This window comes from Gimesia alba (genome assembly GCF_007744675.1).
In the GTDB taxonomy this organism is placed as follows: Bacteria; Planctomycetota; Planctomycetia; order Planctomycetales; family Planctomycetaceae; genus Gimesia; species Gimesia alba.
This window is the reverse complement of sequence record NZ_CP036269.1, coordinates 1479178-1504663: the sequence shown is the minus strand read 5'-3', so window position 1 is coordinate 1504663 and position 25486 is coordinate 1479178. Positions and strand designations below refer to the sequence as shown.

Here is a 25486-nt window from a genome sequence, read left to right as displayed (position 1 = left end):
AAATAAGGCTTCCCCACCCACCCGGGTCGAGTAAAATAGGCAAAAAGGTCTGAATTTTTGTTTCTTGTATTCGAAGCATTCTTCAGAGAAAATCCTGCCTTTCGTGAACGCTCGCAGATTGGAAGGAAACCCCTGTAATTTCTTGGTTTATAGTCGCAAAGTCCCTTCTCAGGCATTACGATAGAACTTACGGAACTATCTGTGCTAAGCAGTGTTTACCTTTGTAGAAAGGTGTGAAAACGGATGTCGGAAGAGAATCATGATGTAACCGGATCTCCTGAGCTTGAAATCACTCAGGAATCAATTGATAAGCTGAGTAATGCCTATCAGCAGATCCACGGTCAGATGTCGAAAGTCATTGTGGGTCAGGATGATGTCATTGAGCAGCTCTTGATCGCACTATTCAGTCGTGGTCACTGTTTACTAGAAGGAGTTCCAGGGCTTGCCAAAACGCTGATGATCAGCTCGCTGGCCCAAACACTTTCGATGTCGTTTAGCCGCATTCAGTTTACCCCCGACCTGATGCCCGCTGATATTACAGGAACCGACGTATTACAGGAAAATCGTGAAACGGGAGAACGAGAATTCCGTTTCATCCCCGGTCCTTTATTTCATAACGTGGTTCTGGCGGATGAAATTAACCGAACGCCTCCCAAAACACAGGCCGCTTTGCTGGAAGCAATGCAGGAGCATCAAGTCAGTGTCGGGCAGACACGGCACCTGCTGAGCGATCCCTTTTTTGTACTGGCAACGCAAAACCCGATCGAGCAGGAAGGGACCTACTCTCTGCCGGAAGCCCAGCAGGACCGGTTCATGTTTAAAGTTTACGTGCGATATCCATCGTTCCAGGAAGAACGGGAAATCGCTCGCAAAACCACGTCCGATACAAACCAGAAAATCGAACACGTTTTGAACGCCGTCGATGTACTGGAAATTCAAAAAATCGTGCGTCAGGTGCCTGTTTCGGACCACGTGATTGATTACGCACTGGCTCTCGTCAGACAAACTCGCGTCAATGAACCGGGGACTCCTGAATTTATCAATGAATGGTTGAGCTGGGGCGCAGGCCCTCGCGCAGTCCAAAACCTGTTACTAGGTGGAAAAACACGAGCGTTACTCAATGGTCATGCTCACGTCTCTACGGATGATATCAGCGCTCTGGCCGCCCCCGTGTTACGACATCGCATCGTAACGAACTTCTCTGCAGAGTCTGAAGGCATTACTTCAGACCGTGTGATTGAGCGATTGATTGAAGAGACTCCGTCTAAGGAAGGCGAACTGACCAGTGACCCAAGATTACAGAAAATTTTTGCTGCCTGAAGCAATTTCCCGAATTTCACGACTCGAAATTCGGGCACGTTCGATTGTCGAAGGGTTCTTATCCGGATTGCACCGTAGTCCTTTTTTTGGCCAATCGGTGGAATTTGCTCAACACCGCGAGTACGCACCCGGCGATGATGTGCGCAACATCGACTGGAAGGTCTGGTCGAAAACGGACAAGTATTACATCAAGCAATACGAAGAAGATACGAACTTAAGAACAACCCTGCTGGTGGACGTCAGCGAATCAATGCAATTCGGAACCGGGCCACTCAACAAATACGAATACGGTTGTACGGCGGCAGCAGCGCTGGCTTATCTGTTACTGAAACAGCAGGACGCCGTCGGTTTGATTACCTTTGATGATGCCATTCGTTCCCGCGTTCCCGCCTTAAGTAAACGAAATCATCTCAATGCCCTGCTCACTGCGCTGGCAACAGAAAAACCTGCTCAAAAAACTGACATTTTTGACGTATTAAAAGAAGTCGCCGAAACGCGATCCCAAAAAGGTACGATAATCCTTATTTCCGATTTATTCGTCAATCGGGAAAGCTTGTTCAAAGGTTTACGTCTCCTGCAGTATCGCGGCCACGACATCATGTTACTGCATATTCTGGACGATCAGGAACTCGATTTTGATTATGCGGGAACAACCCGTTTTGAAGGCATGGAAGAAACGGGCGAACTAGTCTGTGATCCCCGCTCCTTACGCGAAGGTTATCTGACTGCCATGCATGAGTTTTTAAATGAAATCAGAAGGCGTTGTGCCAAAAATAAATTTGATTATCAAACGATCAGAACCAGCGAGTACCTCGATGCGGCATTGGCTCATTATCTGAACCATCGGATCGGCATGCAGCAATCGATTCGCCAGTAAATCGAGATCATCGACTGAATTCTTTTCATCATAACCCCAACAGAATGAACTGACACGACAACTTATGGAAGCCTGGTTAACTCAACATTTTGTGAATTCCGCACTGGTCTATACCGGTGCCGCGATGGTTGCTGCGCCCATCATCATTCATTTAATTAACCGGTTCCAATACAAGCGGGTTCATTTTGCAGCGATGGAGTTTCTGTTGCAGAGCCAGCAGACCAACCAACGACGCGTTCTGCTGGAACAACTGCTGCTGCTGTTACTGCGAATTCTGCTGATTATCTGCCTGTTACTGCTCATTGCGCGGCTGATTCTGGATCCGAACCAGTTATCCATGTTCCATGGCGCCAAATCGCATCATGTGATTGTGCTCGATGACAGCGGCTCAATGCAAAATGTCTGGGGAGAACAGAGTGCCTTTAATGAAGGTCTGCAGGTCATTCGGAAAATCGCTGCAGAGGGCACGAATCGTCCTAACACAGAAAAAATGTCACTGATCGTACTCTCACGCGCCGATGCCCCACTGTTCCTTCAAAGAGACATCAACGAAGAATTAATCAACGAACTGGACGCCAAGCTGACCAATCTGTCCTGCTCACATCAAAGCCTGGATCTGAATCAGGGTCTGGAAGCAGCGGCAGACCTCCTGAATGAAGACCGGGCTGTGATCAAAACGCTGCACCTGATCTCTGACTTCCGAAAGTCGGATTGGCAGGAGAAAAAAGGGGTTGCAGACACGATCGAAAAATTGAGCAAAAATGATACCGCGATCAATCTGGTCAAAACCGTTCCCGACTCCCAACCGAACCTGGCGATTACAGAACTGTCAGGAGCAACAGAAGTCGCAGCCGTAGATGTACCACTCCGCCTGCGGGTCAGCATCAAGAATTTTGGCGACCAGGTCGCTCAGGATGTGCGCGTGGCAGCGTTCGTCGATCACAATAAACTTCCAATGAGTATTGTCTTTGACAAGATCGAAGCTGGCAGCGAAATTTCGCAGGATTTTGATGTCGTGTTCAATCAACCAAATCTGCACCAAATCAACGTCAGTCTGACAAACGATGCCCTGGACGGCGATAACGCCCGCTTTCTGGCGGTTGACGTAAAACCGTCTAATCCGGTATTGATCATCGACGGCAACCCCTCGGGTAACGAGTGGATGTATATCCAAACCGCGATCGCGCCTGACGCCTCAACTACAGGCTTTGCCCCCTCCGTGGAGAGCATCGATTATTTGAGACGGCATCCTTTAAGTCAGTACAAAAACATTTATTTGCTGAACGTGGCTGAGTTGCCCCTGGATGCGGTGGCCGCATTAGAAACATTTGTTGAAGACGGCGGAGGTTTAATCTGGTTTGCAGGTCCTTCGATTCAAACCGCATTCTATAACGACAAGTTATACAAAGAAGGAAAAGGCCTGTTTCCTGCGCCACTGGAAGTCTCTCCGCGAGATCTTCCTGCTCGAGAAACAAACACAATGGTCGATATGCAGGTTAGTGATCACCCTCTGTTTTCCGTGTTTGCCGGCCAGGACAACCCATTGATTGAAGCGGTCACGATTTCGAGATACTTTCCCCTTTCAGAAAAGTGGCTCCAGACTGAAGCCGCCAATGCCTCGGGCGTTAATGTCATCGCAACGCTCCGAAACCAGGCCCCGTTTATCATTGAACACCGCCTGGGTAAAGGCCGCATCATTACCTGCCTGACTTCAGCGGGGCCAGTCATGTCGAATGCAGGTGAACCGTGGAATTCCTGGGCGCTCAATCCAAGCTTTATTGTCTTCCAACTGGAACTACAAAAATATCTGGTCCAATCTCGCTCGCATGATCAGGCTGAAATCGTCGGTCAACCGATCGAATTTTCTCTCGATGCGGCTTCGTTTTCCGATGAAATCGAAATTCAAACACCAATCGCTCAGGGAGAACGAACCGTGCGGTTAAAGGCCACCCCCGGACAGGCAGACGAAGCCTCTGAAAATGATTCATTGAAGTTAATCACCGTGTTTCGCGAAACGGATCAACCCGGCGTGTATTCCGTGCAATTGAAACGTCAGGACCAGACCGTCGAACCACAAATGTATGCGTTTAATTTTCCCGTCTCGGAAAGTAACCTGACCCTGGCTACTTCAGATGAACTCCGGAATGAGACCGGGAATTCCCCGCTCATTCAGATCCAGGAACCCGGCGAATTCCAGTGGATTCAAGGGCAGGAAGCGGGCCGGGAAATTACCAATTCCATTTTAGTGATTCTGTTCCTGTTATTGATTTGTGAACAGTTACTCGCGTATCGATTAAGTTATCATCCCAAGATGGCGAGTGCAGCCGCATGAACTTGTTTTCTACGATCTCCAATTCCCTGATCCTGGCCGCCGGCGAAACGACCTCGTTTCGTTCGATCGAATACGATACGCCCGATTCAGGCTGGGGATGGCTGCTACTGCTGGGATGCCTGGGACTCGTACTGGCACTTTCGTTCCGGACCGTTTGGAAAGATTCAGTTCAATTACCCCTGTTCTGGCGTTGCTGGCTGACGGGATTACGACTGTGTGTCTTCGCTGCCTTGATTGTGATCGTCTTCAATCCACACGAACGAACACAAAAAATGTCGTTTCGTCCTTCACGCGTGGCCGTGCTCGTCGACACATCGCTTTCGATGCGACATCCCAATCAACAGGCTCCGGTTAACGCCAGTTCGCCTGCAAGTCAAAATGTGCCCAGCCGCATGCAGGTTGTGGAAAAACTGCTGGCCGATTCACCGCTGATTAAAGACCTGCAAAAAAAACATCAGGTCAGCATATACACTTTCGATAAAGCTTTAACCGGCCCACACCACGTATTTCAACGTGAACAAGTATCAGAGGAATCAGCGGCGATTCCATCTCCTGATATCGAAACGAAACCCGAAATTCCGGTCGACTGGAACAGTCTCTTGCAACCACAGGGGCTAGAGACCCGATTAGGAGAATTACTGGGGCAGCTCATCCGCGAAATCAATGGTTCAACACTCTCTGGAATCATCATTGCCACTGACGGAGCTTCGAATGCAGGCACCGATTTACTCTCTGCCAATGAAACGGCGAAAGACTCTAAAGTACGCCTCATCACACTCGGCGTAGGCAGCCCCACCAAACCTGCTAACGTACAAATTTCGAAAATCATCGCCCCCACTGACGTGCAATTTGGAGATGCGTTTGAAATTACAGCTCTACTGCAAGCAGTAGGCATGCCTGGAAAAAACATCACCCTGGAACTCCTGAAAAAAATCGAAGGTGAAGCACAACCAACCGTCGTGGAATCCCGTGATATCTTATTGCCGACAGAAGATGGGCTCCCCATCGATGTCAAATTTGAACGCACACCCAGCGAAGAAGGAGAGATCAGCTATCTAGTTCGGGTGCGCGGCAATCAACTGGCGCAGGATGCCAACGCGATGGACAATGAGCTGGAACATAGCGTAAATGTATTTAGTCGTCCCACACGTGTGCTGGTGATCGCGGGGGGACCGATGCGAGATTACCGTTTCGCTCGCACCATGCTCTATCGCCACCCTTCGATCAAGTCCGATGTCTGGCTGCAAACAGCGCCGCCGGGTGTCTCGCAGGACGCCGACAAACTGTTATACGAATTCCCCGATCGGGCAGATCTGTTTGAATATGATGTGATCCTGGCATTTGACGTCAACTGGGAACTGCTCTCACCAGAACAGATGCTGACGTTGAATGAATGGGTCGCTACAGGTGGCGGGGGAATCGTGCTGGTTGCCGGCGATGTTTATACACCCCGGCTTGCGCAGGATGCGGAACGCTATCAACCCATCCTCGACCTGTATCCCGTTTCCATCAATTCCTTTGTCCGTGACTATCTGGATCAGGAAGCAACGCAAATCCGTCGGATCGAATGGACTCAAGCTGGTCTCGATGCCGGCTTCCTGATGCTGACAGATGACCCCGCGACATCCAAAGAACTGTGGGAAAACTTTCCTGGCATCTATCGCTGCTACCCGACCAATGGACCTAAGGCAGCTGCCACCGTCTATTCGCATTTCCCCGATCCCAAAACACAGACAGAGTTCGGCTTCTCGATCTTGATGGCTTCGCAGTATTATGGTGAAGGCCGCTCCTTTTATCTGGGTAGTCCTGAAATCTGGCGATTACGGTCCATTGAAGAAGACTATTATGACCGTTTCTGGACCAAGCTCATCCGCTATGTCGGACAAGGTCGTACGAAACGGGGCACAAAACGAGGCACCCTGATTCTCGAACGGGATGAATATCTGCTCGGCCAGACTGTTTCCGTACGCGTCCGCTTACTGAACCCGGAATTTAAGCCATTGATTCAGGAATCGGTCCCCATGGAAGTCATCGACCCCCGCGGCAGACCGCTGGTTCCCAACCTGTTATTAATGCATGATCGCAATCGTCCGGGAGAATATGTCGCCAGTTTCCGTGCCAGTCTGCCCGGTAAGTATCGTTTCGAACTCACCGTTCCCAATTCCAAAGGTCAGATTGTCGAAGGTAACCTGACAGTGTTACTCCCGCGACTGGAAGATGAGTCGTTGAGCCAGAATGTCAAAGGCCTCAAAGAACTCTCCCGCGATACCGGTGGGGCTTACCTTGCCATTGATGAAGCGGAAAAAATCCCCTCACTCCTGCCCGATTTGGGAGAAGAGTTTCTCGTTGATGAACGTCTGAAAACTCTCTGGGATCAGGCATGGGTCTTCTTCCTGTTAGCTGGTTTATTAGCAACGGAATGGCTGACCCGAAAACTGTTTAAATTGTCATAATATTTTGAATACATATGAAGAGAAAAGATCACTGCCCCTTATATCCACAGTGTGAAACAAGTACATGAGCAAACCTTCTCAATCAACCATACCTCAGGAAATCACCGAGCTACTCAACCGGTTGCGAGGAAAAATCCGCAGATATATCCTGTTGGAAGGAACAGCCAGACTGTTGGCTGTCATCGGCGTGATTTTCTGGGCCAGTTTCCTGGTTGACTGGGCGTACTTTCAACTCAGCCATCTCGAGTTACCCGTCTGGTTTCGTGCCTCATTTGTGCTGATTTCTCTCGCCGTCATTCTGGCGTTGGCTGCCAGTTTTCTCCTCTTTCGGCTCATGAAAAAAATGAGACGGAAAGCGTTGGCATTGGTGCTGGAACGACGTTTCCCTGAATTAAATGACCGCCTGGCGACGGCAATTGAACTGCATGAAACACACGAACCTCAAAATGCGCTCACACGTGCCATGCTCGAACGAACCGTCCATGATGTCGCCGAGGGCAGTCGGGACCTTCCGCTGGAAGACGTATTCGATAAGCGCCCCTTAAGACGTGCCTTTTTCTTTGCGTTTGCGCTGACGATCTCAATTCTGACTCTGGCGATTATCAATCAGCCTGCGATGGCGCGCTGGGCTAAAGGATATCTGGAACTCCGCAGTGACTACTGGAATCGGGAAACCGGCCTGATTGTGAAAGTCATCGCACAACCGGGCGACCGCATCAAAGAATTTCATAACCAGACCTACAAACATGGCCTGGGAACCGATCTAACGCTGCTTGTCGAAACCGTAGACGGCAAAAAGATCCCGGAACGTGTGCAACTAACCTACCGCATGCAAAATGGACGGGGCGGAGGCCGCACTGTCATGTCGCGGATGGGTGAAGGACGATTCAAACATACCATTACAGATCTGCTGGATAGCATACAGATCTGGGTCTCCGGAAATGACTTTACCAACCCCGAACCCTATCTGGTCGAAATCGTTGAAACACCCGTTTTGGATCAAATTCAACTGGCTTGTCTTTACCCGGAATATACCGGTCTGAATCAAACCGATACCGAAACGGGCCAGCGGATTCCAGATCTGCATACAGTACAGGGAACACAAATTTCTTTACCCGTCAACTCTGAATTTGAAATGGTCTCAACCGCCAACAAACCGATCACGCGTTTTTCCTTCGAGACCGATCGATTCAATCTACAGTTAGAACAAGCTGCAGAAGATGCAACGACGGCCGCCGAAAACTTCCTGGCATGGAAAAATCCTGAGGGAGAAATCGTACAGCAAATCGCATTGACGCCGCAACTCCTGAACCAGATGCGAGACACCGATGGCCGCACTTTTCGAATTCCCTTCAAACTCGTGTCGGAAAATCAGGAAGAGGTTACTTCAAACGCTGCCCCCCTTCCCCAGTCCATTCCCTTAGTAGCAGACCAACCGATTCGGATCTACCTGGAAGATGCCGACGGTTTACTGGTCACAGAACCCATCAGGCTGATCATAAACGGCATTGTTGATCAACCTCCCAAAGTCGACACCCGACTGACGGGCATTGGTAAATCGATTACTCGTAAAGCCACGATCCCCATCGAAGGTATGATCACCGATGACTACGGAATTCAGGCCGCCCGTTTTGATTTTCTTGTCGATCAGGACAAGAACTTCAGGCCGCGCCCTTTCCGTAAAAAACCATCCGACCGACCCAAAGAGTTTACTCTGCAACGCAGTGACGACGAAGTCTGGGAACGTTTTGAAGTCCTGCCACTCGATTTGAAAGTAGGACAGAAAGTCAGCCTCACTGTTCAGGCGGAAGACGCCGACAACCTGAGTGGGCCTCATCAGGTCCACGGCGAAACCTATCACTTCGAAATTGTGACCGATGAAGAATTACTTTCGATTCTATACTCTAAAGAACTGAATCTGCGAAAACGATTCGAACAGATTTATAAAGAAGTCTCCCAGACACGCGATGATCTTGCGCAGCGAGTAGAACAGTTAAAGCAAGCACAGACCATCAGAGAAAAGCAGAAACAGGGACAGACTGATCCCCGCTGGTCTGAAACGTTGACGGAAATTCAAAACGCAGTAGCCGTCTCGGCTGACCGCTCATTATATGGAACACGAAAAAACGCGACCGAAACCGCTTCGATTGTCGAATCCTTCTATGACATTCGGGAAGAACTGGTCAATAATGGCGTAGCCACCGCACAGATTATGGGGCGGATCGATGACAAAATTCTCAAGCCACTCACGACCATCCATGAGCAAGACTTTCCCGACGTTGATCAGCGTCTGGGTTTGTACCGTCTGGCAATGGAAAAGGGTAGTGATCCTCTACCAGAAATACAGGCCAGCATTGAACTTCTGGACGCGATGCTGGTCCGGATGAAGAGTGTCCTCAATGAAATGCAGGATTTATTAGAGTTTCACGAAGCGATCGAAATGTTGAAAAATTTAATCGAACGAGAAAAAGAGCTCGCAGAAGAAACAAAAAAGTTTCGCAAAAACAAGCTTTTGGACCGTCTTAAAGGGCTGGGACTGGAGTAATCCCGCTCGAGCTAAATTATCTCTACTTGAAGTGATTCTCCGCACCTTGACAGTTGAACACAAAAACACACTTCGAACAGAGTCAAATACTTGATATAATAGGACCGATGGCTTTTTCTCTGCGCGCTTAATCATCAGAGGGACACTCATCTTACCTTTACCCACCTTCATCAATTCTGAGAACAATATGGAATCTTTGGCAGGAGCACCACTCATGTTGAATCGTCCTCGGACCGCCGTTCTGCTGATCGCTTTGATCAGCGGCTTGCTCTGCCCTCATCTCGTCAGTGCTCAGAATCAGGATCCACAGCCCAAAGCCAGCAATACCAATGGCCAGGATCGCAATCTCACTGATAAGCAGGAAGCGATTTCGCAACAGTTCAAACGATTCGAATCGACTCTCCACGATCTGGGAGAGTATATGAAAAAAACTGATCCTGCCCGTGCAGACCTGCTGTTTCGCGCATTCGGCCAGAGTAAACAAAACCAGATGACCGTAGAAATGCAGCAAGTGTTACAAATGCTGGAAAAAGGGCAATTGGGTGATGCGGTAGAGCGTCAGGAAAACCTGGTCAAAAATATGCAGGACCTCCTCGCGTTGCTTCAAAGTGAAGACCGCATGAGTGAAGTCGAAAAAGAGAAAAAACGCATTCAGGATCTGCTCAAAGACGTCAATCGACTGATCGGTCAGGAACGGGATGTCAGAGCGGCTACGGAACGAGGTGGTAACCCTGCAGACTTGAAAGAAAAGCAAAAACAGACAGCACAGAACGCTGAGAAACTGATTGATAAAATCGATCAACAGGATGCCGAAAAGAACGATTCTCAGAAATCTGAACAAGATCAACAGGGGAAATCCACCGATAAGAAGTCGGATAAGAAAACAGACAGCAAAGAAAACGAACAGGAACAAAAATCAAAAAACGGGAAATCAGATTCGAAATCCGAATCCGAAAAATCAAAAGACTCTGAATCGAAAGGCAAGACTCCACAAGATGGTAAGTCCGACCCCAATCAGAAAGGGTCTCCCGAGCAGAAGTCCTCCCAGCAGAGTCAACAGTCTCAGCAACAGCAGCAGTCTCAACAACAACAGGCACAACAAAGCCAGTCTCAGGAAGGGCAAAACCAGCAGTCCCAGAAACAGGAGCAGAAAACTCCCGGGCGTGAGGAAATCGAGCAGGCCCGAAAAGAGATGGAAAAAGCAATTGAGGAGCTGGAGAAAAAACAGAAAGAAGCCGCTTCCAAACACCAGGACGATGCCATTCAGAAACTGGCAGAAGCCAAGGAAAAACTGGAAGAAATGCTGCGGCAGCTTCGCGAAGAAGAGCGTGAACTGATGCTAGCGGCAATGGAAGCCCGACTGCAGAAAATTCTGGCACAACAAAAACGTGTCTATGCTGGGACACTTACGATCGGCCAGGTTCCCGAAAAAGAACGAACCAGCCGACACACCGCCAGAGCCGTTCAGCTATCACGAGAAGAAAGCCTGCTCGGTCTGGAAATCGAAAAAGCAATTTTATTGATCAAAGACGAAGGATCGTCGGTGGCGTTCAGTGAAGCATTATCAGAAGTCCGGGAAGATGTGCAAACGGTCGCGTATCGTTTGAATCGAACACAGGTCGGCGAACTGACTCAGGAAATCGAAAAAGATATCATTAGTGCACTCGAAGAAATGATCGAAGCCCTGCAGAAAGAAATGGAAAAATCAGACGAAGAAAAGAAACAGCAGCAGCAACAACAGCAACAAGGCTCTCCCCAGGATCAAGCTTTGATTGACATGCTGGCAGAAATTAAAATGCTGCGTTCGTTGCAACTCCGTGTGAATAAACGAACCCGCCGGATTGAAAAGCTGGCTTTGGAAAAAGACGCTAACCAGGCAGAGATTTTTCAACAACTACAACAACTTTCAAATCGTCAGACGCGGATTCAAAACGCAACTTACATTCTGGCGACAGGTAAGAATAAATAATCATTTCGATTGAAGAATCCTTAAAAGGTCACAAACTGACATGAAACATTGGTTCCCATCGATTCAGAAAAAAGCAGTCGTCGAATGCCTTTTGCAACGGTTCACGGTGATTGTTTTTGTTTGTGCACTGTCTGCTTCTGTGTTCGCACAGGAGCCGATCCCAGTCCCAATCCCGCTCAAAGAGCCAGCTGTAAAAAAAGCGGAACCGGTTGAAATACTGGCGGCACCATCGAGGGTTGATCTCAAACTGCAATTGCAAAGCTGGGTTGCCGAACAAAAGGTCAAAAACCCGACCCAGTTAAAGATGATCGCTAATCTACTGGCGAAATTGGAGTCCCCAATTTCTGCAGAAGAAAAACTGAATCTGGCATTAGAAGTGTTTTCAAACGTGAAACCGGAAGCAAAACAGTTACTGAAAGATTACCAGCTTTCTGATCGACTCCCTCAGCTTTCCAGTCCTCCCTTATTAGTTGAAGGAGACGCAGATACGATTTATCTGGCGAATGTTCGCTATTATGTCGCACGCAACCTAACCCAGTTTCGAATGGTTGATCGTGCTCTGACCATCTTTAACTCCATCAAGCCAAACACACTTATCGACCCCGCCGGTTATCTGTTTTTTAAAGCAGCCTGCGAGCATCATTTATTACAGAAGAAATCTTGTGGAAAAACTCTGGACCAGTTGCTGAACTACACCGAAAGCGTACCGGAACGCTATCGACAGGTGGCAGTCCTGATGCAGGCGGATCTTGAAACCCTGAAAGAGGAAAGCCTGGACGAGATTTCGCGGAAGATGAGTGATGTTGAACGCAGGCTCGATCTCGGAAACTCCGGTAAAAAAGTTCAGAAGGTCGAAGATGAAATCATCGCCTCTCTGGACAAATTGATCAAAAAAATGGAAGACCAGGCCAAAAATAGCTCGTCTTCAGGAGCCGGGGCAGGCAGCTCGAGTTCGCCTGAGGGAGGAGCAGATGAGAGCCGTGTGAAAGGTCAGGTCGCACCAGGCGAAGTTGATAAGAAAAAATTATCCAACAATGGTGGCTGGGGACAACTTCCCCCTAAAAAACAAGCTTCGGCAAAAAATATTATCAATCGTAATTTTCCTTCACACTATCGCAAAGCCATTGAAAAGTATTTCAAAAAGCTGGCAACCCAAAAAGCAAATACCAATAAATAGATTTCTTCTCAAACTTAGTCCCCACAGATTTCGTTGAGTCCTGGAGAGTTTTCATGCATTCCCTGTTTTGTGTTTCAATGACGATGCTGCTGGCGGTTTCACCAGAAGTCGAAATGACTTCACTCAGTGGAACGTCCGTTTCAGGAAACCTGCAGTCATTGAATAAAGCTGTGATCGGCCTCAAACAAGGTGAAACAGCTAAAGAACACCCACTCGCAGAAACCTTGAATGTACGTTTTCCCAAAAACCGGTATCAGCGCAGCCTGGAAACCCCATTAACAATTCGCTTAACCGATGGATCAAAATTCCCCGTTCAAACGCTGCAGAGCAACGAACGGCAGATCAAAGTCAGTGGAGATCAGACCGGCACACTTCTCCTGCCGACGAATCAGGTCACTTCAATCCGCTTTGGAACATTGAATTCCAATATCAGTGCCTCTTGGGATAAACTCCTGAACAACAAGAGCAACAAAGATCTGCTCGTCGTACAGAAGGAGAATGTTCTTGATTTTATTGATGGTGTCGTCGGTTCCATTACCGATGATAAGATTCAGTTTTTCACTGGCGACGATGAAGTTGCCGTGAATCGCAAGCGTGTCTTCGGCATCATTTATTTTCGACAACCAACATCGGATGCGTCCCCCTTCTGTTCTATCCGTCTGACCAACGGCGGGCTGATTAATGCTTCTGCGATCAGCTACTCGGGAGCCGAATTCAATGCCACACTGCAAAGCGGTACACGAGCCCAATTTGCTCCTCAATCGATTGCAAACCTGGACTTCAGCCAAGGCAAAGTTCGGTATCTTTCCGACCTGGAACCGCGAAAGATCGAGTACACGCCCTTCTTTGACACCGTGTGGAAGTACCGCAAAGATAAACATCGTGATGGTGGTCCACTCCGACTGGACGGTAAAGAATATGCACGCGGACTTTACATTCACTCTAAAACGCTCCTGCAATATCGAATCAAAGAGGAATACCGAAACTTTCGGGCAATCATGGGGATTGATGATTCTGTTCCCGGCATCGGCTTTGTGTATGTTGAAATTAAAGGTAATGGGCGAACGCTCTATTCTGGAAACGTGCGGAGTGCTGACGCACCGATCGAATTAGACCTCGATGTTCGCGGCGTGCGCGATCTCGAAATCTTAGTGGATTTTGGTGACAACCTGGAGATCTGTGATCATCTCGATCTCTGTGAGGCACGCTTAATTAAGTAACCTGACGCAAGATCAACCAACGGTTTTGTGATTAAAGTTTAAAGGTAATTCAATGCAGAAAAATGTATTCTGTGCCACGCTTATTATCAGCATGCTTCTGATCGTACCTGCCTTTGCAGAAGTTTCGTCAGTTGATCCGGCTGTTTTAGCAGCGCAAAAACAACGCATCGATGTCATCAAAGCAGTCTCCCCTTCAGTCGTCGCGATCTTTGGGGCTGAGGGCGCGGGAGGTGGCTCAGGCGTTCTGGTGACGCAGGACGGCTATGCGTTGACCAACTTCCATGTTGTTTCGGGTGCAGGCAACTTCATGAAATGTGGGCTGAATGATGGCAAACTTTATGACGCTGTGATTGTCAGCATTGACCCTACTGGCGATGTGGCACTGATCAAGTTGCTCGGGCGAACCGATTTTCCCGTCGCCAAGCTAGGCAACAGCGACACGGTTCAAGTGGGTGACTGGGCCTATGCAATGGGAAATCCTTTTCTATTAGCCACCGATTTTCAGCCGACGATTACTTACGGAATCGTCAGCGGGGTACACCGTTATCAATATCCTGCAGGAACGTTTCTCGAATATACCGACTGTATTCAGGTCGACTCTTCAATTAATCCGGGTAATTCGGGAGGTCCTCTGTTCAACGACCGCGGAGAACTGATCGGTATCAATGGTCGTGGTTCGTTTGAAAAAAGAGGCCGCGTCAATTCGGGCGCAGGTTACGCTATCTCCATCAATCAGATTAAACACTTCTGGGATCACTTAAAAAGCGGGCGAATTGTTGACCACGCTTCCCTCGGTGCAACTGTGACGACCAGCCTTGACTCCACAATTGACGTCGCCGAAATACTGGAAGATTCAGACGCGTATCGGAAAGGACTGCGTCTCGGTGATGAAATCGTTTCTTTTGCAGGCAGACCGATCCGGAGTGTAAACCAGTTTAAAAACATTCTCGGTATTTATCCCGCGGGCTGGACTCTGCCACTCGTGTATCGACGGGATGAGAAAAAGCACACCATCTATGTACGTTTGCAGGCATTGCATACTGCAGCGGAATTACAGGAACAGGCTGGGCAAAAGAAAAAACCTCCTGTCAAACCTTCACGACCGGGCGAAGAAAAGCCTCCCCAGATGCCAAATCCTCACGCCAAACCAGAACCCGCGCCACCAGAACAGTACAAGCACCTTTACATTCCTAAAACCGGATTTACGAATTACTACTTTAATCAGCAACAACAGGATCGGTTACTGCAAGCTTTAAATACAACCAGCAATTTTTCGGACCGTAAAGGGACCTGGTCACTGACCGGAAAACAGGAAGACGGCAGTGAATTCACACTCACGCTGGCCGACAAAGGTGTGGGATTTGAAGCTGGCAACGATATCTTTCTGCAATCGCTGGAGACGGGAACCTTCGTGGATGAGCCACCGGGAACAGGTGGATTACTCGCAGCATTACACCACTTCCGTTTACTGCTGTCTGGACAGAGTGATCGCTTTACCGACTTTTATTACCTGGGCAGCGAACTCCTGGATGGAAAAAATGAATTGGTTGATGTACTGGTTGCGACGCAGACCGGAACGATTTCCCGTTGGTACTTTAATAAAGCAGATCTGTCTCTACGAGGGTTTGATTTTTATCTCACCGAAAATTCGGAGGTGTGCTCAATTCGCTTCGAACAGTTCCAAACTCTCAACGGACAAAAATTTCCGGGAGAACTTGATATACTCTACGGAAATCGACCTGTGATGAAATTAAAAGTTGAACGTCTCAAGTTAGAAACATTGGATACTCCCAAGAAATAGCATCGATTTGTGATGAAGGTTGATCCTCAGTGATTAAACAAAAAACCGTAAAGTCCGTTCTCGTTTACTTGTGCCTGGTTGGTTCCGTGTTGGCGGTCCCTTTAACTTCCCAGGCCTCGTCTCAGTCAACGATCAAGTATGCCCTGCCCCGCATAGTCAAGATCTTTGGTGCAGGTGGCGTAAAAAATCTATATGGTTACAGTACAGGCTTTCTCGTCTCACCCGAAGGACACATCGCCACAATCTGGAGTCCGGTACTTGATACAGATCGTTTATCTGTTGTACTTCACGATGGACGAAAATTTGAAGCTGAAGTCTTGGGAGCCGAGCCACATCTGGACCTGGCCATCATCAAATTAAAATCGGAACGTGAACTCAATCTCCCCTGTTTCCATTATCGTGAAAAAACCATCGCTGGTCCCGGTACTCGCATCTTGGGGTTCAGCAATATGTTTCGTGTTGCGACCGGGGATGAACCGGTTTCAGTTCTGCACGGCGTGATTGAAGCCCGCACCGATTTACCCCGGAGACGGGGTGCGTTTGAGCTTTCTTACTCGGGAGACGTGTATGTTGTCGATGCGATTACCAACAACCCGGGTGCCGCCGGGGGAGCCATTTTAACGTATGATGGCAAACTCCTGGGAATGATCGGAAAACAGGTCCGCAACGCAAAAACCAATACCTGGGTCAACTATTCCCTGCCGATTGACGTACTCAGCAAAAGCATTGAACAGATTATTACCGGCAAGTTTGATTCCAGTGAAGAGAAAAAAGAGCCGGAAACCACTCCAGAACGTTATCGCCCCGTTGATTTTGGCCTGATCATGGTGCCGGACGTTCTGTATCGAACTCCCGCATATATCGATAGCGTTCTGCCTGATTCCTTAGTTGCCAAAGCTGGTCTACAACCGAATGACCTGGTGGTATTTGTAAACGATGAACTGATTAAATCCTGCAAGACACTCAAAACGGAACTGGGAAAACTTGAGACAGGCGACTTGCTGCGTCTGGTAGTACGCCGGAACAATCAACTGGTGTCCGTGGAATTCCAGGTCCCTCCCGAAAAGAAATAACCTTTCATAGCCTGACGATCATGACATACATTCGAAACATCTACATTCTTATTATTGCGTTGTGCCTGACTGGCATTTCTGTTACACAGGCTCAGCCACCAGCCTCTGATCTGGAATCACTGGAAGAACGCGCCTTCAAACAGGCGGCTGCCTTTGTAAACCCATCCATTGTCAGAATAGAAACGGTGGGTGGTCAGGAACGAGTCGGAAAAATATTAACCGGCACCGGACCAACATCGGGCGTGATTGTCAGTCGCGATGGGCTGATCATTTCCAGCGCATTCAATTTCATTGGAAAACCATCTTCAATCCTGGTGACATTACCCGATGGGCGTCGTTTTCCGGCACAGGTCGTTGCCACCGACCATTTGAAGATGTTGACCCTGTTAAAAATCGAGGCACAAAACCTGCCGGTGCCTTTAGCCGTCCCGGAAAATGAACTTCAGGTAGGGATGTGGTCCATTGCACTGGGACGAACATTCGATCTGGATCAGCCCAGTATTTCTGTCGGCATTGTTAGTGCCCTGGAGAGAATCTGGGGAAAAGCCATTCAAACAGACGCCAAGATTTCCCCCATCAATTATGGCGGTCCTTTGGTAGATATTAACGGCCGCTTGATGGGGATTCTGGTCCCACTCTCGCCGGGTGCCACGGGAGAAACTGCTGGCGTGGAGTGGTATGACTCAGGAATTGGTTTTGCGATTCCCATGTATGATGTATTGAAAATCATTCCCCGCCTGAATACCGGCAAAGATCTTCATCCGGGATTATTAGGCATCACAATGACTGGAAAAGGCGACCTGTCGAGCAACATGAAACTAGATCGGGTACGCTATGGAAGCCCGGCTCAAGTTGCAGGGGTCAAGACAGGAGATACTCTAACCAGACTGGATGGTAAACCGGTCAACATGCACTCACAGGTCAAACAGGTTCTAATGAGCAAGTACGCTGGTGAAGCAGTCAGCCTGACCGTAACCAGAGAGGGTGCTAAGGAGCCGTTGACGTTTAAAACCACGCTGGTAGAAAAACTGGTTCCATTTGAGTCGGGTTTTCTCGGGGTCCTACCACAACGTGAATCAAAAACAGAAACAAAGCCGGGAGTGGGTGTGCGTTTTGTCTTTTCCAAATCAGCGGCTGCTAACGCAGGCTTAAAACCCAAAGACCGAATATTGGAGTTCAATAAACAAAAAGTGGCATCTGCGGAAGCGCTAGCATTAATGGTAAACCACCTGCGCCCCGGCGAAACTGCCACCCTGCTGGTTTCCCGAGATCAGAAACCGTTAACCGTCAATGTCAAATTACAGGCAACACCAAACATAGTAGAATCCTCTTTACCAAGCCAGGCGCGACCATCCCGAACTGCTGAAGAAAACGAACAGGACAAGATCAAAGTCGGACACTTTAAAGATCAACTTCCCGGTCATGAGCAGAGCTTCTGGGCATACGTTCCAGAAAATTACGATCCCAGTTATAAATATGGATTGATGGTCTGGATCCATCCTCCGGGGAACACAATGGAGTCCACAGTATTCAAGGAATGGAAGAGTATCTGCGAACAACGTGGCATTATTCTTGTAGGACCTGCCGCACAAGATGTCATTCGCTGGAATCGGGATGAAGCAGAATTTGTCAAAGAAGTAGTCGAATCAATGCAAACAAGATATGCAATTGATGCCAAACGTATTTTTCTTGTCAGCCATGCGAACGGTGCAGAGTTCGTATTTCAACTGGCGTTTAAATATCGAGACTTGTTTCGCGGTGTCGCCGTTTCCGATGCTTCCCTGCAAGACAGGCCACCAGAGACAGACCCTGATTATCCGCTCAGCCTGTACTTTGTTCTGAATGCCAATAACCCACTGAATCAGTTATTGCAGCCCCGAATCGAGGCGATTCGAAAAATGAATTACCCAACCGTGTTCCAGCTTCTTAAGGACGATAGACAAGCCGGGCAATATCTGAAGCAGCCGCAGTTAGAAGAAATAGGGCGTTGGGCGGACAGTCTAGATCGAATTTAGCGTCATCTGGTTCGTCAAATTACGACACACCAGTTTCTCCTGCTCCAGACAGTGAAAGTCACTCAACGACACTGTGAGCACCGGAATGGTTTGCCAGCGACAGATCTGATTTTGCAGGAACTGATTTCCTGTTTTTGAACACCATCAAAACGGCAAGTGCAATAAATGCCAGCCCCAGATATTGAGGTGACAAAAACAAAATCCAGAGGATTCCTAAAGTAATCAATCCAATCGCTGGCTGAGTATCCAGCCAATCAGCGGACCGAGATTGAACACATCGCCCCAGTATCGGAAGCAGGATGAGCAGGCAGAAACCAGCCAGTACCACGTCCAGATAAAAATTGGGAATAATCCATGCCAGCAAAACATCAGAATCAGGTTTTGAATCTCCTGAGTTGGAATAATAACGCACTTTCTGCAGGGGCACTGGTCCTAATTTCTGTTGAAACTGATGCACAAAAGAAAGTGTTTTCTGATCTGGTTCTTCAGCCTGATTGACATATTGTTTTAAAACAAACACGCGTTTTTTTAAATCATCGAATCGATTCAGCTCTTCACTGGTTCCCTGGCCATTCTCAACAGGTTCTGCCAGGATCAACTCCAGTTTAGTAAATTCATTTGCAACAGCATCCCACGTGGATCGAGACAGACGGTTCTCCTCCCCCAATTCAAGCTCAAGTTCAGCAATTTTGAGTTGTTCGTCCAGCTTATCAGCAAAGTAGGTAAACGGGGTTACGTAATCTGAAAGAAAAGTTCGCTGGCTATCTGACGCGATGACTTTAATCAAATTTTTATCAAACGAGAAATTTGTTGGCTGCGGTATTTGCAACCAGGCTTTCTCCAGAAAGTACTGATGTTCGATTTGAAAAGATTCCCAGAACAAAGTAATTTCATCAATTTGTCCGCTTCCATTCAGAGGAATTGCCAATGTACTATTTTCCGGCTTGAGAGAACTGTCATTTTCACCATTAATCAGCAATGCCATCAGTTTAGTTTTATCAGGCCAATCCAGAGTTAACACGCGGTTGCTTTGATTAAATAATTTGATCTGGGTTACACCATGAATGGTTCCCTGATCGCTCAAAATAATTTCTGTTTCAAGATAAGGAATAAACGCTGCATTCATTACGCCAGCACTGTGCGAAGCCATGCTTAATTTCCACGGCAACTGCGAAGCCGTATAGACACGACTGCAATCGATATCAGAGGAGGCATCACAGCGGGCCTGTACCCAGGCAGGAACATTGTCTGCTAACAGTGTTTGTCTTGCTTTTTTGTCGGTTAATTGAAAATCCTGAGTTTTAGAAAGCAGAAGATAGTTATTTTGGATGTTTGAATTTTCCAGAGTCACAGGCATCACCACCAACTCGTCGGCTGGCTTCATGATTGTTGCCCTGATCGTGACCGTTTTTTCCTTCGAAGCGGAAGCCGTAGACTGTAGCTCGACCCGTTGTAATCCATCGGGCATTTTATCCTGAATTTCAAATGGCATTCCATCAATCGAAAACTCATCCCCAAACTCAATCGGTATCAGCAAATTTAATTTTTTCATATCAGCAGCAGGTAAGGTGAAACGTAAAGATTGTGTCACCTCAATTTGTTGATCTTCCACTGAATCAATGATGGTTAGCGTATCAACGGCGATCATGGATTTTTGCAGTTTGACCATCAGTGAAATAGGCTGACCGACAGAATCGCGTTCCTGGAAACGCCCCACTAAAGAAAAATGATCGACGATCGCGGGTTGTGTTGAATTCTCTTGAATTCGGCGAAAATGAGGTGAGGTTAATTCGACATCGAGTTGAGGCTTTTTATATAAACTCAACAGAGACTCTTCAACTTCTACTCCCTGCAACTGAATACCCGGTATTTTCAGGCTTCCCAGTTTTCGGATCGGTAGCCAGCCCTTAAGTGTGAGGTCCTGCAATCCCGAGGTTTTATTTTTCAAAAACAGCGTGATTTGATTTCCAATGCGATGCCAGTGAGCCAGCCTCTCCACATCTTCTTCTTTCACTGACAGTGATTCAATTCGAAGACCTTCCGGTACAACAAGTGAATGTTGAAACGCCGGTGCCTGACTGATTCGTAATTCTGCCGCAAAAGTCCAATCGATATTCTTGCGATTCACCACCACTGTCTGATTTATTCGTGCTGATCGTTTGGGATTTTTTGGTCTGAGGACCAGTGAAATAGGAGCAGGTTGATTAACTTGAAACAGCAATGCGGACGACTTCACAATACTGTCATCGATTTGTTTACCAGATGTCTTAGACGAGACCGACAGAACGCCCTCTGGAAGTGCCCCTGCCTGTTCGATCTCAAACTCCGGACCAGCACGCACCCCCACCTGATGCGACACGACTTTAATCGTTGTGACTTGGGAATCCTGATTCCCAGAACCGAAATCGACTGGTAAAACCTTGACCTCCGTCAATGGATCGTTGGCCGGTAAATCAAAGGTGGCATTAATTTCGAATTTACCCGTTTTTGATTCTGACAACTCCAACAGTAACTCTTCACTCTCTTCATTCTCAGCCGGGCGTAAAGCAGGAACGACTGTGATTCCTGCAGATTTCACATCCCTTAAGACTGCACCTACAGGAAGTTTCCAAGACAGATAATCGACTTTCCCACTCAGCACTGTATATTTCACCTGGACTTCCATCCGAATCAGTGAAGGAGATACTTCAGCATTCGTTAAAACTGTCGCCCCAAGATTTAAGGGGGTTGTTTCTGAATTCTGGCTGGTGAGCCATTTCACTTTAAGTAGAGTATTTTCTTTCAGGAAAGAAGAAAACTGTTTTTTTCCGGCCAACTGGTATTGGGAAACACCGGTCGTTTCAGTGAGTTCGACCAGATAAATCGGATCATTGCATTGAAATGTAAACTGATTTATCGTGACAGGAGGAATCCCTAATTCAAATTGCCCGCTGGTAGCACTGAACTTCACTGCCGGATGCAAGATCAACTCAATCAGATGTTCCTGATAAGAATATGGTAAAACTGGTTTTTGTGCTTCAACAGGTACATCCGGGCCTAACGGCGATTGGGTTGTCATTTGTTGATTCTTCACATTCACCTGGATGCCTTGCCCATCTGCCCCCAGTAAAACCGGAACAATATTCCCGTCGACTCGACAGGAATCTGGGCCACTCAGATTTCCACCGCTGATGGGCAGTTGAACTGTTGCATTTTCTTTTTCAATAGGAACCTTTACTTGAAAGGTCGCCTTCACAGTCAGTAACTGGTCATCATGAATCGTACCGTCGTAGTGAGCCGAAGAAATCAGATATTCCGGTTGCTGCGTAAATTCTGTAAGCGCTTCCAGTTCCTGAAGTAAGTCCGGTGTGAGATAGGCAAACGATTCCGTTGTTGAACCTGATGAGTCAGGCAGAAGAACCATTTCCGTTTTGAGTTCCTTAGACTGATTCGCAGGAGTCGACAAAACCGGTGCTGGTGAATTTTGCGCATAGCTGGCAGCAGCTGAAATCCCCAGGAGTCCGATCATGATGATGCGGGCTGCTGAGTAAAGTGAAGAGACCGGTTGCTGATATGCTTTTGTACTTTGATCCTCAATTTGTATTTTTGTTTCCTGCCGGAGGAATCGGCGGGGAATTAACATCACGATTAAGATTCCCGTGAAACAACTGCCTGCGATTTGTGCTAACGGCAGTGGAAAGATCCAGGCTAGAGCTAATGAGATCAGTGCCAGCATAATGCAGAGCTTCTCTCGAATTCCAACACTGAATATTCGCAATAACATCCCGACGATGATAGTCGACAGTAATACAATCCAAGAGATAATCTTTGACTGACCCGTGTTAGAAGTTTCCAGGATGCCATACTTCACCGGAAACAACACGATCGCATTCCAGCGGGACTCAACACTTTCAGCCGGTCCCTGGTCTTTCCCGAGTACTCCAAAGAATCTGCGAGTCAATGTTCCATCAGGGATCGCCTGTTGCAGGACCATATCTTCGGGACCGCTCAGCAAACTTATGCCTTCCGGAAGTGTAAAATTCCAGTCTGTTTCCAGGACCCGTTGATTGATTTGAGGAAAGGGGATCTGGCGTGTCACGCTCAGCCCATCGGGAACTGACGAAGTCTGATATTGAATCGTAATTCGATATGAGTCTAACTGATCAAAGAGAGGAACCAGGAATTGACTTTCTGTTTCAATCGGTGTCACCCGCTGCTGATTAACGGCTGTTGAAATTAGCTTCACATCAGACGGGAAATGAAACAAAACTTCATCATCAAATGTTTTTGATAAATCGAGGTCAATCGTTGCCCGATGGACATCAGGTTCTCCATTTCCGTGACCGAACTTAGTATCAACAACAATCGTTGCTGTCCCTTGCTCTAAACCAGTGTCTGAAAAATCAGACGCGCGCGAGATTGTTAATACCCCCGAAGGACGTTCATAATCCCACTCATAGTTTCGCTGACTGCGTTTTAATCTTGTACTGTTTTTTGAATCAGAATTTGCCAAAAGACCTTCAGTCTGGATGCGTAAATTCAACTCGTTTGAATTCAATACTCGGACTACACCGCGAAATGGCTTAGCCTGGGGTGCAAACACCAAAGATGCTCTCATATTTTTCTGGAAAGGTCGTCGGCGTTCTCCACGAATTTCTATTTCACTGAAAACAGGTGTCGAAAAATTCAACTCCCAAAGCTCACCTGAATCGGGGAGTTGCCACTTCTGATGCTCAGAAACCGGCAGCTTTTGAGTATTGAGTTTTGACTGCAAGCTACTTCCGGAAGGAAGCGTCCATTCCACAGGTTCACCTGTCTCAGAGAGATAAACAAGCACACGTTGAATCCCCCCTCGTACAGGCACACTGTTTAAAATATAATTTTCCTGGATTACGTCATCATTGATTGCAAGAAACGTACTGCCGACAACCTGAAGTGACTGTTCCATTTTCGAAAGTCTCAGAGCTCCCCATCTTGAACCGGAATAAGGGGAAAGATGAAACAAACGCGACATGTTTGAATCGGTCACTGGAAATGTCCAGTTTTTAGGAAGCTCATTCGCTGCGATTTCTTCTACTTCTTTGTCTGGCTCAAACAGCGAAGCCAGTTCAGGGCTCGCGGCTAATTCTAAAACCCGATCAATATTGTCACATCCTAATGGCCTTACTCCAAACAAATCGATCGACCGTTTTAAAACGGGAACCAGTCGTCTGGCCTGAATTTCCAGTGAATAGGGAGTATCAGGCGAAACGGAAATCGGAAGTCGGATACGTAACTTTTGTTGTCGGCCACTCCGTTCTACATCCCAGACCAGATCACCGGAATGTTTCTCAGTGGCCAGACTTTTGACTTGAGTGATCTCCCAACCAGCAGGAATCATTGCCTCCAGGCGATAGGTCGTCCCTGCAGCGGAAGTCCAATGGATGCGTGATTTCAAATTCCAGACTTTATCTTCGACCTGAACCATACTATGAACCCTGGCAGAAAGATTCAGGTCCGGTAAAGCCAGGCGATACTGCAAACGTGCATCGGGAGTATATTGCTTGAAGTCGTATGATTCTCCCTGTTCCTCTTGAATAAGCACCCCGGTCTGGCGTAGATCTGATAAAGTGATCGCATGTGTCTGCAAGGGAGAGGAAATATCAAGATGCACTGTCCCCCCTAAAAAGTGGGCCTGATTCAATTTTAGCCGGGGAATGGTTACATCACCCTCTAAAGAAGGTGATGCCAATGCACGAATCGATAAGGGACGACTGATCCCTACCAGAGGATCGATGAGATCTACTGTAATCCGGTTCTGACCTTTCTGTTGTTTCACTTCAAATGGTAAAGCCAGATCATTGCCTAGAGTCACAGAATAGATTTCATATTCCACAGGTGCTTCAAATTCCAGTTTTTGAACAGGTTGATTCAAAACTTCAATCTGGAAATCTTCCCGAAGCCTTAAACCATCTTCCCGTACGCCAACCTGAGCAAATTGATGATACAGAATTTGTGTAGGCGCCTGTTTCTGTGTCTCGCTCTGGTAAATGACGGCTTGAAATTCGGACTGTCCGCCGAGTTCGATCTGCCATAAATCATAATTGGGTAGTCCGGATTTCAATGGACCTGAAACATAACCGACAGACGTTGTCAGAACCATGCCTCGGGGGACTTTCAGTTGAACACGTGAGACTACTGTCTCGGGTAATTGAAAAGTAAACTCCGTGCGCTGCGGCAGTTGTCTGCCTTTCAAACTCCACTGTCCCGACAGAGTATCGTCAAAATGATCAACGAGTAACAAGGTTTGTTGATCCGGGGCCAGTCCCCAGACGGCGTCCTGCTGACCCCACTTTAATTCATGAATCGCTAAATTCAGTTTTGACAGGTTGATAAACCCTGGCTCATTCCGGGAACAATGTAGAACATACTCCAGACGTCCATCTATGAGGTGATCACCTTTGAGCGTAGCAGTATAAGTTGCTTCCTGAATCCAGGAATTTGGAGGCGTGTTTTTTTTTAATACAGCCGCTTTTTTAAGTGACTGATATTTCTTTAAAGGGACGGGATACCAGTTTCCCTCAGGCCACTGAGACGTATCACGACCAGAAACAGTCATTTCTTTAATTCGCAATGAGGGACTCAGATTCAACGTATTCTGTTCAGCAGCGGAGAGACTCCCTGAATTCAATAGACAGGATATCCCTACGATCATCAAACAAATTATTCTGAGAGCAGGACTTTGC

12 protein-coding genes are annotated in these 25486 nt (G+C 47.6%); 11 read left to right on the top strand and 1 reads right to left on the bottom strand.

All coding sequences use genetic code 11. The features are described from left to right. Nucleotides 1-243: 243 nt before the first annotated feature. The 11 genes from Pan241w_RS05905 to Pan241w_RS05855 all read left to right on the top strand — a co-directional run bounded on the left by Pan241w_RS05905 (nt 244) and on the right by Pan241w_RS05855 (nt 18782). On the top strand, nt 244-1320 hold the full coding sequence (locus Pan241w_RS05905) for an AAA family ATPase (RefSeq protein WP_145212355.1): 1077 nt from the start codon (nt 244-246) through the stop codon (nt 1318-1320). Continuing rightward, nucleotides 1310-2197, top strand: a complete 888-nt coding sequence (locus tag Pan241w_RS05900; RefSeq protein WP_145223220.1) for a DUF58 domain-containing protein — start codon at nt 1310-1312, stop codon at nt 2195-2197. The genes Pan241w_RS05905 and Pan241w_RS05900 overlap by 11 nt, the downstream gene beginning before the upstream one ends. A 64-nt stretch (nt 2198-2261) precedes the next feature. Further along, entirely contained in the window at nt 2262-4529 is a 2268-nt protein-coding gene (locus Pan241w_RS05895) for a BatA domain-containing protein (protein ID WP_145212352.1), read from the top strand. Then, nucleotides 4526-6982 (top strand): hypothetical protein, encoded by a 2457-nt coding sequence (locus Pan241w_RS05890; RefSeq protein WP_232107368.1) that lies wholly within the window; start codon nt 4526-4528, stop codon nt 6980-6982. Before Pan241w_RS05895 ends, Pan241w_RS05890 begins: the two co-directional genes overlap by 4 nt. Nucleotides 6983-7046: 64 nt before the next feature. Further along, entirely contained in the window at nt 7047-9527 is a 2481-nt protein-coding gene (locus Pan241w_RS05885) for a hypothetical protein (RefSeq protein WP_145212349.1), read from the top strand. Nucleotides 9528-9741: 214 nt separating this feature from the next. Beyond that, nucleotides 9742-11496 carry a coiled-coil domain-containing protein gene (locus Pan241w_RS05880; RefSeq protein ID WP_145212346.1) on the top strand — a complete coding sequence of 585 codons (1755 nt, stop codon included), beginning with the start codon at nt 9742-9744 and terminating at the stop codon, nt 11494-11496. Between the two features lie 40 nt (nt 11497-11536). Next, nucleotides 11537-12673, top strand: coding sequence for a hypothetical protein (locus Pan241w_RS05875; protein ID WP_145212343.1), 1137 nt, complete (start codon nt 11537-11539; stop codon nt 12671-12673). Nucleotides 12674-12726: 53 nt separating this feature from the next. Then, nucleotides 12727-13893 carry an NPCBM/NEW2 domain-containing protein gene (locus Pan241w_RS05870; protein WP_145212340.1) on the top strand — a complete coding sequence of 389 codons (1167 nt, stop codon included), beginning with the start codon at nt 12727-12729 and terminating at the stop codon, nt 13891-13893. A gap of 52 nt (nt 13894-13945) precedes the next feature. After that, on the top strand, nt 13946-15694 hold the full coding sequence (locus tag Pan241w_RS05865; RefSeq protein WP_145212338.1) for a S1C family serine protease: 1749 nt from the start codon (nt 13946-13948) through the stop codon (nt 15692-15694). A 29-nt stretch (nt 15695-15723) separates the two neighbouring features. Beyond that, nucleotides 15724-16767 carry a S1C family serine protease gene (locus Pan241w_RS05860; protein WP_145212335.1) on the top strand — a complete coding sequence of 348 codons (1044 nt, stop codon included), beginning with the start codon at nt 15724-15726 and terminating at the stop codon, nt 16765-16767. A gap of 20 nt (nt 16768-16787) precedes the next feature. After that, entirely contained in the window at nt 16788-18782 is a 1995-nt protein-coding gene (locus tag Pan241w_RS05855; RefSeq protein ID WP_145212332.1) for a PDZ domain-containing protein, read from the top strand. 58 nt (nt 18783-18840) lie between these two features. Here Pan241w_RS05855 and Pan241w_RS05850 read toward each other — a convergent pair whose 3' ends face one another. Further along, nucleotides 18841-25455 carry a hypothetical protein gene (locus tag Pan241w_RS05850; protein ID WP_145212329.1) on the bottom strand — a complete coding sequence of 2205 codons (6615 nt, stop codon included), beginning with the start codon at nt 25453-25455 and terminating at the stop codon, nt 18841-18843. Between the last annotated feature and the right edge of the window lie 31 nt (nt 25456-25486).